Here is a 14,672-nt window from a genome sequence, read left to right on the forward strand (position 1 = left end):
ATGAGTTTGATATTGCCGCCGTGGCTGCCCGAGACGGTGGTGGCATGCGCGGCAGGGCGCTTCCCGGCGGGCGGAGAGGACGAGCTGCGCCGGCTCGCCGACGGCTGGTCGGACCGGGCCGAAGAGAGCCGTAAGAAGGCCCAGTTCCACGAGCACAAGGCCCGCATGCCCAGCGAGGCGCGCGGCGAGGTGGCCGCCGCCGTCAGCAAGAAGCACGAGCAGTTCGCCGATCGCTTCCGCAAACAGGCCAGCTATTACGACAGCCTCGCCAGGGGACTGTACAAGTACGCCAATACCGTCGAATTGATGAAGATCACCATCATCGGCATCCTGGTGATCCTGTCCATCGCGCTGTTGCGCTGCGCACTGATGTTCGCGTTCGGGGGCGCGCTGGAGGCCCATATCCAGCGCTTGGCCGCGCGAACCGCAATCGAGAACGCCTGGAAGAAGGCCCTGCAACTGCTGGCCGGACGCATCGCCCAGCTGGCGGCCGAACGCGGCGGGATCGTATTGGTCGGCCACGGTATGGCGATCGGCATGCTCCAGGGCGGCGGGCTGAACGTCATCGGACAGGGCATTCAGGTTCTCGAGGGCAATCGCAAGGAGATCGACGGGAAGGCCGCGGGTGTGGCGACGGCCGCCGGTGCGGCCGGTGGCCTCGTAGGCGTGCTGTCCGCACGCTGGCTCGGCCCCAAGGTCGGGGCGTACGCCGCCAGCCGCGAGAGCAACGGGGCCCGGATCGGCGTGCAGCTCGCCGGAACCGCCGCCATCGGCGGTCTCGGCGGGCTCGGGGGCGCCGTCGCGGGCACCGCGGTCTCGCTCGGGTTGACCGGAGAGGCGTTCACCGCCAAGGCCTTTACCGAGGGCATGCTGCCCGGCCTCGTCGGTGGCGCCGTCATCGCCGGCGGCTACGCGGCCCGCGACATCCGCGCGGCCACACCGGTTTCCGTGCCGACCGGGGAATCGCCGAAACCCGCTGCGAAACCAGAGGCTTCCGATGCCGCGCTCTTCGATGCGCTGGCGACGCACGGCCTCACCACCAGGGATTTCGATCCTGCCGACCCCGCCGTCGCCCAGCAGCAGATCAACCAGCTCGTCTCGCGGATGCAGCAGGCGAACCAGCAGGCCGATGCCTCGCGTCCGGCCCCGGCGGTCAACAACAGCCGCGATTGGCAGCCCGCGGGCATGCCGAAGATTTCGGTGGACAACCTCAACCCGGTCAAGACCCCCGAGAGCAAATTCGGCGTCAACACCACCGCGGACCCGGTACCGAAGCCGACGAAGACCTCACCGTCGCCGGACGCGGTTGCGGAACCGGCGGCGGATGCCGGCGCGGGCAATCGTCCACCTGATGTGTCGCCGCCGAAACAGTACAAACCACCGCCGGAGCAGCCCTTCACCGTGGGGAACAACAGCACGGACTGGCAGCCCACAAATGTGCCGGGCGTGGTGGTCGACAACGTCAATTTCGTCAAGAACTACTCCTTCCCCGCCGTGGCGGCCCCCGTCAACCCGCTCGGGGCGCCGATCACCGGGACACAGGAGTCGGCGTCCCCGGAGGCCCCCGGGCCGCAGAACGCTCCTGCCGCACAACCGGATTCCGCGGCCGTCGGTGACGCCACCCCGCCGCCTGCCGGGGGTTCGGACGGGCCCCGACCGGCCACCGGTGCGGCGGAGCCCGCGGTCGGCGCGGGCAAACCGCGACCGGTGGGTGACGAGGTGGGCGCTGCCCGGCCGCCCTCGCCCGAGTCCGCCGGGGACGATGGCGGGCGTGCCGATCTCGGCGTGCCACGTCCCGCCCCGAAGTCTTCTGCGGAACAGGAGAATCCGGGTGCTGCGGACAAGCCGCGCCTCGACGGCTCCGATCCGGTCGGTGCCGCGGGACAGGGGCGCGCGGGCGCCGTGAAAGCTGGCGCCGCGGGACCGCCCGTCGCGGAGGGCGGGGGTGCGGGGCGACCGCCCTCCGCCGACGGCGAGCAGGCGCCCGCCCGGCCCGGCGACCAGACCGCCGCGCAATCGCCTCCGGAACGCCGAAGCGGCGCGGCCGATGCGGAAGCCGGTCCCGCGGCGCGGCCTCCTGCAGCGAAAGACGAAGCGGCGCAGCTAGCCCCGGCGGCAGCCGACACCGACAACACTCCCGCGCAACACAGTACGACGGGCGCGGATACCCCGCCCGCGGTCTCCGAACCGGCTCCCGCCGGGCACCGTGAGGGCGTCGAAGCGGCCGATCAGAACGCCGGACCGGTGATGACGGTCGCCGGTCCCGACGCGCCCGCGCCGCCGCGCGGCACACCCGGACAGCCCAGCGGCACGGGAGAAGGATCGGGCGCGCCGGTACGGCAGCAACCGGCCGCACAGCCCACGGGCGGCAACGCGCCGCGGGCCCCCGCACCACGCACCGGTCCGCCCGCGGAACCGCCCGCCGCCGCAAGCGGGAATCGCCCGCCCGCCGTCTCGGCGCCGAAAGTCGCCGCGTCGGAACGCCCCCCGGCTGTCGAACCAGCGAAAACCGGGGCCGGGCAGCCCGACAAGGCCGGAGCCACGGCCCACGGCCCCGACCAAGGGCGCACTGAAAACGGTGTCGCACAAAAGAACCCGACGAATACCGACGAGGCCGCCGGAAGGATATCGTCCGCCGAGGGCCCGGCCCCGCCGCACGTGCCTGTGGACGACAGCGCGAGCCCGGTGAAGACCGAACCCGCCGGCGCGGAGGTACCGAAGGGGGACAAGGCAGGACGCCCCGTTTCGGCGGAGCAGCGTCAGAACGAGCTGGTCTGGGAACACCATCGGCAGCGGATCCAAGAGGCGAACGAGCGTGTGCAGGACACGCATGCCGAGCTGAAACTGCAGGAGCAGGCCGTCGATGTGGCGGAGGCGCACGAGCTGTCCGGTCAGCTCAGCCGGGCTCAGGAGGATCTGGCCGAGTGCCGAACCGCCTATCAGGAGGCCGTATCCGCGCGCAATGACGCCGCGTCGGCGCTGGCAAAGGATCTGCTGGCCATGCTGCCGTCCGCGGACCCGAAGGTCAGGGCGGATCTCACGCCCGAGCAGCTGACGCGGTTCAAGACGACAGCGAAAGCAGTGCAGATCGTGTACCGCCTGCGGAGCGAGGAGTTCGCGGGCGCCTCGTGGACGCAACGCAGGCAGGGGATCGAAAGCGGCGACGACCTGGCGTCGCTGCTGTGGTGCGTCGATACCGTGCGCGAGGCCACCGGTTTGACGCCGCGCTGGAACCAGAACGAGGCGGTCTTGCTCGGTGAGCACGGGTACATGCGCCAGATGGGCACGGGGCAGGGAAAGTCGATCGTCGGTGCGATGGACTCGCTGCGGCAGTTGTCGCGCGGGGAGCCGGTGCAGCTCTCCGATAGCCGACGGGAACGGGTGCACCATGTGATCACCACGACCGAGACCTTGGCCAACGAGGGAATCCGGCAGTTCGCGCCGATGTTTCGCGATCTCGGTTACGAGGCCGCCCGCTGGGACACCCACAATCCACCGGCCGAGCCGGATGTCCCCACGGTCTATTACATGACCTACGACGAACGGGCGACGGCCCAGCTGTTCGACCAGCCCCCACCGGGGAACACCGCGACGATCGACGAGGCCGACGCGGTGCTGGTGCACAACCAGACGGTTCATTACCAGTCCGATGGGCAACGTGAGGTCGCATCGGACGTGGAGGCGGCCGAGGTATATCGGGTCCGCGATTTCATGCGCGGGATACTGAAAGAGCGGGAGCTGACATCGGCGAACCTGCGCGCCGACCCGGAAGGGAGCCTCGAGAAGGCCGGACGGCTGTGGGAACAGCGGTCCGGTCGAGCGCTGTCGTCGGAGGAAACCGAGATGGCCCGCGCGTTCATGGACGTCAAGGCCGGCCGGGTGAAGTTGAATCGGGACTTCCAGATATTCGATGGAAAGATCCAGATCCTCGACGAATACGGGAAACCGCGCAGCGATCCGAAGGTCGGCACCGAGAGCCGCTGGTTCGGTGGTCGCCACAAGATGGTCGAGGCGATGTTCGGCGTCGACGTGTACTCCGATGGGAAGGGCTCGAAACAGGTCACCGTCGAGGATGTATTCGGCGATTATCGGCGGTTGAACCTGATGTCCGGCACGCTGGAACGGACCGCCGCCGAAATCAAGGAGAATTTTCCGGTCGAGGGCGGGCTGGCAAAGGTGGAGGACTTCGCCAGATCGAAACTGACCGGCGAGCAGGACCGAATTTTCCTCACCGGGCCGGAAAAACTGAAGGACGCCGTGGCGCAGGTGCTGAAGCTCCAGGCCGAAGGACGTCCGGTCCTGGTGATCAGCCCCACCAACGACATCGCGAGGAATTTCTCGCTGATGCTGACGAAGGCGGGAATCGAACACGACGCCATCCACGGCCGCTGGTTCGCCGAGCATCGCGACAACAACGCGGCCGAGGAAAACCTGCTGTCGGTCAAGGACGGGGCGGGCGAGCGAGGCCGGGTGACAGTCGGCACGGGCATGCTGGGCCGCGGCTTCGACGTCTCGATCACCGACGAGGTCAACGCCCTGGGCGGGGTGCACGCCCAGATGCTGGGCCGCTCGGCGCGCAACCCGGACGAGGATCACCAATGGGCCGCGCGCGCCGGTCGCAACGGCCGCAACGGCAGCTACTGCTTCAATGTCGCGGTCAGCGACCGCCTCTACACCGACATGCCGAACCACCAGGCACAGGTCGCCATCACCCACTACCGGGCCGCGGTGGCCGACCACGCCGAGGCCACCGCCGGGAACTCCGGAGCGGCCCACCATCCACCGGACGGGACACCACCGGCTCATACCGTCGACGAGGCCGCGCGGGCGAAGGCCGCTGCCGCCGAAACGAACCTCGAAGCGGCCGCGGACCGGATCCGCGAGGTGACCCCCGAACTGCAGAAGGAGGCCGCCGACCGCGCGTACCAGGAGCGCTCGATGCGGCGCGCCAACCCGGCCAACGCCCCGCCCGGTGATCCGGCAGGGCAAACCCAGCAGTCCCAGCACGCCACCGTCACCGTCGACGGCGTCCCCGTACCGACGGCGGCCGGGCTCGCCGCCGGGGCGGCCGCCCCCCTGGCCTCCGGTAACCCACCGGCCACCCCCCACCTGCGGGACGAGCACGGCGACAGCGTCCTGCGCCAGCTACTGCAACTGCTGGACGCACCGGGCGGGCAGGCGGCCGCGCCGCTGCTGCCGGTGGCGCAGGCCGTCCAGCAGGCGGTATTCGAGGCGGTCGAGACCCACGGGATCCCCATCGGCACCGACGTCACCGACCACCTGCGCACGACCGCGCGAAATCTGTTGGACGCCAGTCTCGACCAACTCGACCCGGCGCAGCGTCGAGTCGTCACCGAGGCCGGTACCGCGCTGCGGCAACGCCATCAGCTCGGCGCCGAGCAGGGCCAGGCCGCCACCCGGTCCATCGCCCAGGCGGTCGCCGACGTGGTCGGGCACGTTCAGACCGCCCAGCAGGCTCTCGCGGCCACACCGACCTCCGGCATTCCGTTCGACCTGTGGTCGGCCGCCGACCGCACCGAGACGGTGCGGCTCGCCCAGCAGGGCGACCGGGCCGCCGCCCAGACACTGGACCGCCATTACGGCCCCGCCACCGCCCAGGGCCTGTGCACCGTGCTCTGGGGCACGGACCGCGGCACGCCACCCACACAGGTTCAAGTCTTGGCGCACGCGGTCGCCCGCGCCACGATCGCCGCCGCGACGGCCGGTGGTTGGCAGGTCGACCCGAGCGTGGATGTCGGCGACTGGCTGCTCGGCATGGCACGAAGCAAGGTCCTGCCCGACAGCTTCAATCTGCTCAATCCGGCCGTCCGGCGACTCGTGAGCGAAACGCTGAACTCCCGGTCTCCCGACGACCTCACCGACGCCCAGATCAATTTGTTGGGGTGGGCCGCACAGGCGATCGCGGTGCGGAACACCACCGATCCGACGACTCGGCAGCCGCCGTCCTCGGCCGAGCGGAGCGGCGCTCGCACTACCTCTGATCCGACAGCCGCGGATCGAGATACCAAGCAGGCCATCGCCCGGCAGTTGTTCGAGACGTACGGGGTCGAGGTGCTCGGGCTGGACAAACCGGGGATCTCCATCGATACGGCGCTGTCGATCAGGAATGCGATCGCCGATGGTTTCGCCGCAGACCCTTCGATCAAGCTCGACGTGGTACTCCTCGCTCCCATGGGCGGCAAGATCGGTGCCTGCATCTGGTCCCCCGACGGCATCGGCGAGACGACCCCGACCTGCATGGTGCTGAACGAGAATCTCTTCGGTGATCCCGAGGAATTCCAGCGGTCCATGCGGAGTGCGGTGCGGGCGGGTCGCCTGAATGCCCCGACCGGCGATCCGGCGTACGACGCCATCAGTCATGAGATGGGCCACCTGCAAGATCACGCGCTCCGGAACAACCTGTACAACCGGTCGCCGATCGCGAACCTGGAAGCCAAGACCGCCTGGAAGGACAGGAGCGACGATTCACCGGTCGCGAACCCGCGGAACGAAACTACTTGGAAAGGCGATGAGAAAGAGCGATCTATACCCGACCCGCGAAGGGATGGCAGCTGGAAAGACAAGGACGAAAAATCACCGATCGCCCATCTCCCGAACGACTCCGGTAGAAACGATCTCGACAACTCGAAGAAGACACGGGGTTTCGGTTTCCTGTACGAACACTTCATCGGATTCAAAAAGTCCGGTCAGCTGTCACCGGACACGGAGTTCGATGAGTGGCTGGGACAGCTCAACGCGTACAGCGCCGACAGGAAGAACCTGACGAACGATGAGGAAGCACGCCTGCGCGCGACCTTCGAATCGTGGTTGAGTCGGTTCGAGACTCGCACGGATTTCGATGTATGGCTACGGCAAGCCGGGGTATCGGGAAGGAATGACCGCGCGGTTGCCGCGGGGAAAAATACCGAAGAATACGAAAACGTCGGCCGGATCGCGCCCGAGGTCGTATACCGCGCATGGCGGAGATGGCTCGACGACGATGTACTCAACCGAATACTCGCGGTCGAAAAAGCCGGACCGGATGCCTACGAACGCAATCTGCGAAGCCTCAGAATATTCAATCCGGTGGAGGCGATGGCCGAGTCGAACAACGCCTTCGGCAGGAGTGCTCCGACCGACCCCACACACCCCGCCTACGTCCTGCAGGCCCTGCTGCGCCGCATCCCGCACGCCCAGGTGGTGACCGAAGCCGGACAACGTAACGCCCTGGTGCGGGCGAACTATCGCGGCTCGATCCCGGCCGCGACCGAATCCGGCCCGAGCCTCGCGGACAGGGGCCCGGCCGCGTCCCTGGCCGCGGCATGGCGCGCGAAGCCCGCCGCCGCCCGCACCGCCTACGCGAAACAGCAAGTCGCGTACCTGAACCCCGACTCCGGTTTCGTACTCGACGAATTGGACCGACTGGAGGAAGCGGCGCAGCGGGCCGATCCGGCGAACACAACACAACCTCCCCGAGCCGCGCCGCCCCGACAGCGCATCGGGTCCAGGGAGCGGGCGGCCGCTCCCGTTCCGGTCGACCTGGGCGAGTCCGAGGACGGGCAATCCGAATCCTCCGGCGAGCGTCGAGCGGCACCCGTGCCCAGAACAGTGCTGCGCCAACTGATCGACCGTTACCTCGCGCAGGGGCGCCGCGACGAGGCGATCGAGGTGCTACGGAACCAGTTCGGCGACAAGGTGTTTCGGTGGATATCGACCGCCTTCACCGAGCCCCGTGTGGCCCAGGAGATTGCCGACGAAGCGTTCGAAACGAGCGTGGATCGTTTCGCTCAGATCCCCGACCGCGACGTTGAGAAATGGATTGTCTTCGTCGCCCGTAACCTCATGCCCAAGCATGCCGAATTCGCCCGCTTCCGGGACCGCATTCAGCAGGCATTCGCGGAGTCCGGAGGCGCCGAGGAACTCCGGCGCCCCCTGGCAGAGGCTACGACGTCGGAACTGCGGCGCGCCATGAGCGCGATCGCGGCAGGCCAGCGGGCGAACATCAACCGCTTCGGCCCCGACCAACGTCGTCACGGTGCGGCACAACCTGTGCCCTCCGGCAATCTCGCCGCTCGAGACCGCCCATTGTGGGCCGCCGTCCAGGCATACGTACTTGCGATCGCGGCCATGCGGAGTCACCCCTCCGAGACTGCCGCCGGTTCGGCCGGGCAGCCGAGCGGGCTCCAGGTCGAACTGCTCCGCCTGGCCGCACAGGGCAAGTCCGACGCGGAAGTCGCGGAACGCTGGGGAATAACCGCACAGGATGTCTCCGAGCAATTCACGACGATCGCTCAGCAGCTGAACCTGGACGTCCGCGATGCGGCACTGCGTGCAGCGGGCCACTGGTTCGGAGAAGGCCATGGAACGAGTGCGGTCGACCTACCCGATAGGCGGTACAAGGCTCTGACGGAGGGACAGAAAGAACTGTTCCGCATGGCCACGGCGGGCAAGAGCGATGCCGATATCGCGGCTGCCTGGGGAATTTCCGTGCACGATGTCACGACACGTTGGCTACAGGTCGCGGACAAACTCGGCGTCGAATTTCGGACCGACCTGTTGGACGTTGCGACAAGGGCCGGTTTTGTAGACTTTCCGAACGACCCGGCCCCTCCTCACCATAATGCCGCATTACCTTCCGATCATATCGAGCTGCTGCAGTTGATCGCCGCGGGGTGGACCGATAAGAGGATAGAGAAAGCCAAACAGCTACCACCCAGAACAGTCGAAAGACAATTGAGGCTGGTCGCGAAGGCTCTCGGAGTAGGCGGCAACCGAGTCGCCATGGTAGCTTTCGTGATCCGCAATGGCATTTTCGAAGCTCCCGGACCGACCACCGCGTTGAAGTTCCTCACCCCGAGGGATAAGGCATTGCTCGAACTCGCAGCGGAAGGCAGGAGCGACCGAGAAATAGGGGAGATGGTCGACAAGACCACAGGGGCCATCGGAGAGTACTTCCGGGATATTCGCGGACTGCTCGACGCGAAGACACGAGCCGAGATGGTCGCGATGACTGTCACCGTGCTGGACGACCGATCGAATTCAGCGGCGGAACCTGGGCGGCGCGACAAGCTGCGCCAATTGTTTCCGGCAGAACCGCCGGCTCCGACCGAGCTGCCGGACCCCCGCCATTCGACGTATATACACGAGTGGCTCAGAGAGTTGCGGCGATATTTCGACATTACTCAAGATAGATTCGCACGATACGCGGGGACGACAGCTCCGACGGTTTCCCGAATGGAGCGCGGTTTCAACAAACCACGGGTTGTAGTGCTACGGACTTTGCGAACCGAACTCGGTCTACCCGGTGACTTTATCGTCGAAGCGCTGAAGCGCTTCTACGTGCGCCCCGACACGAAGGCAGCCGATCCGGCGATACAGCACTTGTTCTGGCAGTTGGTCGCCACCGAACCAGGCTCCCGAGAGCAATGGGAGCTGCAGGAGCGGATCTACCGAGAACATTATTCATGGATTCCAGCCGTGGTCGCTCCCGGCTGGGCGGAATCCGACACGCATCGCCAAGACCTCATAGAGCTGGCCGCGAACAACATAAAGACCGCGATAGTGAACTTCGCCCCAGTCGGCGACTTTTCCGACCTGGCGTGGTCGACAGCCCGCTATTCCTGCCTCGACGACTATTTCGCGCGCCGGTTCCCGGATCTGGATGAGAGCACCCGGAAACTGGCCGTGCGAGTCGATACATACATCAGGCGCAATGGCGAGCCGGACAGTATCTCCGACACGGAGATCGCGCAGGCAGTCGACCTCGATCTCGCGCAGGTCGCTCGGGCGCGTGCGATTATCGAACAGCGCTGGTCCGCAGGCCAGCCGCTATCGAAAAAGTATTCGGCCATCCTTCGGAAGGCGCTGGCGGACAATCCCGACGCCGAACTCGCGGTGCAGGTTGTGCTACTGCATTTCCTCGAAGAGCTTCCGATGACGCGGGTCGCCCGGCGCCTGGCGATCTCGCCCGAGGAGGCTCAGCGCATCGCCGACGAGGCGGTCCCACTCGTCCGAGCCGCCTTCCGACAGACGCCGCCCACCCAGCACACACCCGCCAGCGATCACCGGGGCACCGACCCGGTCGCGATCTCACTGGACGACTCCGACGATCCCGAGACGCCTGATCAGACCAACACCGGTTCGCCACAGATCCGCCTCCGCGACCTCGCCGCACGCGACCCAGCCGAGGCCCACCTCGTGGCGCGACGACTCACCACCCTGCTGGAAGGCTGGTCGTCCTCCGGGTACGTGAGCGACATCGCCGACGCGGTCGCCGCGTCCGTCCGATGGGGAGTGGGAACCATTACCCTCACCGTCGAACTCACGGACAACCGACTGCACATCCGGCTCCTCGACTCCACCGGCGATCACAGCCACGTCGAAGTCAACTGGCATCTCGACCCAACACCCGGCCCCGTCGAACACGCCGCCCGAGAGCCGGTCACCGCATCTTCCAACGAGTTGGATGAGGCGCGCGCACTGGAGATGTACGGCGACCTCGACGACGACGACCCACCGTACGTCCAAGAGGTCGGAGCGGCTCGTAAAGCCCTTGTCGAAAATCTGCGCCGCCTAGAGCAACACCCCTGGCGCACCCGTGACGAAACCGCTCCTATCGAGCGCGCTGTCAGCGAACTTCTCACCAATGCCAAGAAGCACCTGCACAACAAGGCCGAGGAATACGGGCTCGAGCCTCGGGAAGTCTTCGAAACCGCCCTGTCCGGATCAGGTGACGATCACAAACTCCTCCTTACCGTCACCAACGACCTCGCACCGGGATCCGCGGCAAACCTGCCGGAATGGTCCGAGCGCGAACAAGCGGCGGATCGTGAAGGCGGGCGGGGAACTCAGGTGGTCGTCACAGAAAGCACGATTGCCGTCAGGCGTCTTACCTTTACCGCGACCAGGAGTACCGTCGAACACTCCGTCGAATACTGGCAACGGCCTCCGGCGGAACCTCGGCCCGGACCCGATCCCGTCGCCATCGACCTCGCCGGTCCGGACGAGTCCGCACAACCTCGTCCGGCGCTGACGGTCCGCCAGCGGGAGATACTCAATCTGGTCGCCACCAGGCGGACGAATCCGGAGATCGCGGCGTTCCTCGGCATCTCGGTGCGGACCGTGGAGAAGCATCTGGACAATCTGCGCGCCATCTACGGGCCGGGATCGCGGTGGCACCTGGTATCGGCCGCCGAACCGGACGGCATCTTGCCTGTCGCCGCGCCACCGCGAGAGCCGACGTCTACCGCGCGGGACCACCCGGCGTCGAGGCGAGCCCCGCACCGCGGCGAGGAACCGAGAGTGAAACCGACGGTCCGCCAGCTGGAGATCCTGGCGCTGGCCGGTGCGGGCCGACCCAACCAGGAGATCGCGGAAATCCTCGGCGTCGCCCCGGAGACCGTGAAAAAACACCTGGAAAATGCTCGGAAGGTGTATGGCCGTGGGTCTCGCGCCCAGCTCGCGGCGGCCGCCGAAAGAAATGGTGACCTTCCCTGGACCGCGCTGTCCAGTGGCAAGAACGAGTTCCTGGAATGGTACCGGCGACGGCGTGACCGCAGGTCCGGTCGACCGGTCCAGAGCCTCGAAGATTACGCGGAGATGAATTTCCTCGAGCCGGCGCAGTTGCACCGCTGGCTGGACGATGCCGGAATCGGCCGGAACCGCGAGGACGCGCTTCCGGTAGGACGCATACCGCGACCCGACGGGAACGCGGCACTCTGGACCATCGAGTTGCGACATTTCCTGGCGACGACACCGGCCCGGATGGACAGGCTGGTGGGCGCCGTGCCGGGCACGTGGGAGGCGGCGGAGCGCGGCGAGCGCGACCTCGAGATCCGGCAAATCCGGGCAGCCCTGCGCCGGATACCCGGCGCGCGTGCGGTATACCTCGATGCGGCGCGTATCTACCCGGCGTTGATTACCGCCGATGGCTCGCCCGCATATCCGGAGGGATATCACCGCATCGGCGAGTATGTGAAGTTCCGCCGAACATCCCAGCATCTCCAGCGCGCACAGCTCGCCAGCCGATTGGAGAAGGGGAAGAATACCGTCTCCCGCTGGGAATCGACAGACAGCGAAATTGCACGAGAGGATGTCGCCGCATTACTCGCGGCCACAGCCACCGAAGAGGATGTGGTATACGACGAGGTCGCCGAGTGTTACTCCTATCTGCCGAGAAGCATGATTCGCTATCCCAGCCCGCTCGACTCCGAATCTCTCGGCGAGTACATGCGGCACTTCCGGCGCGTGAACCGGCTTTCCTCGCCGGAAGCCGGGACTATGTTCGGCATCTCGGCCGGTGCGGTCCAGAGCCTGGAGGCCGGAGTGCGGGATCCGCTCGATCTCACCGTGACGCGGATCTACCGGCGCGCCCTGCATCGCGCCGGTAGGTGGAGTGAGGTCGATACCGCATGGGGACTACATCATCTTCCGGATCTCGACAGCCCATCCGTTCCTCACCCCACCGACTGCGATTCCATCCAGGATTGGATTCAGAGCGTACGAATCTATCGGGGAATCACACCGGTCGAGCTGGCCGCCAGAATTGGAAAATCTGTCGCCTGGGTCGGAGCTGCAGAGAATGATCTCAAACCCGGGGTGGAAGACCTCCGGAGAATCCGAGATGCGCTCGACACATCCAACGACACCCTCGTCTCGGCGCTGCTGACCTACTATTCGCGCACGGATATCGGGGAGCGTAATCTCGAGGAAGAGCGGTACTTCTGGGATCTGATCGCCACCCGGCCGGGTTCCGAAGAGGAAAAGAACATCAGAAAGAAGATAACCGAAGGATACGTACAGCTCGCATACGAGGTCGCTGGCCGCCGGTCCATTCCGGCCGAACATCGCAACGAGTACGCACAACGGGCAGCGTTGGCGATCGTGCTGGCCACCCGAAATTTCGTACCGCCCGGCAGCTTCTTTCCGGCCGCCCTGATGGCGGCTCATTACTCGGTTATCAGGACACGCCTGGCGCTGCGCTATTCGGAGGTCACGCCGCATGGGCAAAACATTCTCGCGGCAGTGGATCAGTACGTTCGCGCGAACAGCGTCGGCACCAGCACACCCGGCGTCGACGAGATCAGCTCGGCACTGAATCTCACCCGCGCGCAGGTGATCAACATCCTTCCGCTGCTCAAACAGATATCGAAAGATGCACCGGCGGAGGGCAGGCCCGGCCAGGGCGATATCAAACAGAAGGGCGAGTCTCCACTGACCAATGTGGAATTCGCCGACAAGTTCGACAGAGCGTTGTCGGACCTCGAGAATCCCGAGCTGGCCAAACGCGCGGTGGTTCTGGTCCGCTGGAACGAGCTGTCGGTCGACCAGGCGGCCGGGCAGCTGGGGATCCCGACCCGCCTCGTAGAGAAATACCTGGCCGAGGCCGAGGAAAAGATCCGGACAGCGTTCGCCGACGAGTACGGCACCGCGGATGCAAGGCATTCCATCGGCACGGAAGTGGCGATGGACGGGCGCCGGACATCGGAGTCGAACCGATCCGAGAGCCCCGACACCGTCGCCATAGATCTCGGTCCCGACGAGTCCGACCCCGGCGCGGGTCTGCAGGCGCTGCGGGATGCCGTCGCCGCGAGAGTGGTTGCCGCGGGGTCGGTTTCGGAGAATCAGGCGCTGGCACACGCACCGGCTCTCATCGATGAACTGATCGCCGCACGGCGCCGACCGGATACGCAGATGGCCGAGGACCGGCTGCGGGCACTGGAACAGTTCGCGCACACGGTGTCGACATGGTTGGCCTGGGCGGACGAACTCGCGCAGGCGACCGCCGCGCACGAGCGGGGATCGCGCGAAGGGACCGCGGACGTCCTGCGGGCCCGGCAGACCTCCGCGGAAATTCGGCTGGGAGTCGCTCTCGCCGACGTCGCCGACGTCGCGGGGCGGCCCGTGCCCGCGCGCCCGGATACAGCGGGCCGGATCTGGCCCGCGGACCATCTCCGTCCCGGGGAGACGGAGCGGCTGCGGACCGTAGCCGGGGCGGTCTTCGCGGAGATGGCGACCGCGAGCGAAGGCGCCGATCCGGAAAGTTCGAACGATCAGCAACTGCTCACCGAGGCCACGCGGCGCTACGACGCGCTGCGTGACAGGTCGGAGTGGCTGGAGGAGCTGCTGGCCTTCGCGGAGCAACCGAATACCGTGCCGATGGGCCCGGATCGCCTCGCATTCTTGGTCGACCACTTCCGCGCGGTCTCCGAGCTGTTGACCGCCACCCGGTCTCGCGACACGGCCGCCGCGGCGCTCGCGGCGGCGGCCGATCGACAGCGCCGGGTGGAGCAGGCCGGCGAGAGCTACGGCATGGCCGATCGTGCGGTACGCAATATCGCGGCGATGCTGGGCGAACCTCGAGGCCCCGGCGACACGGTCGCGGCGCCCGAGGCGGCCACTTGGCGCCACCATCACCCCGTCGAGCGGAACGGCGCCGCGGGCATCACCGACATCGGCGGTCAGCCCGGTCAGCGGCACAAGGTCAACGAGGACTTCCTCGCGATCGAGACCGCACGGGTCCACGGCGAACAGTGGACCCTGGCCGCGGTGGCCGACGGGGTTTCCAGCCAGGACCACAGCGACGAGGCCTCCGAAGCCGCCGTCACCGCGGCGTGCGCCGTCCTGGCCGAGGAGGCCGCGCGGGTGGACCAAGGCGGCCGCCCGGACCCCGA

At 67.0% G+C, this 14,672-nt stretch carries 1 protein-coding gene (running past one end of the window); it reads left to right on the plus strand.

Annotated elements, in window-relative coordinates:
* Window positions 1–14,672: the 5' portion of a sigma-70 family RNA polymerase sigma factor gene (locus tag ACYVLQ_RS06910; RefSeq protein ID WP_460696546.1), read on the plus strand. It continues 15,580 nt past the right edge of the window; the window shows 14,672 of its 30,252 coding nt (coding positions 1–14,672); its start codon is at window positions 1–3; its stop codon lies off the right edge, out of view.

Source organism: Nocardia thraciensis, assembly GCF_054782435.1.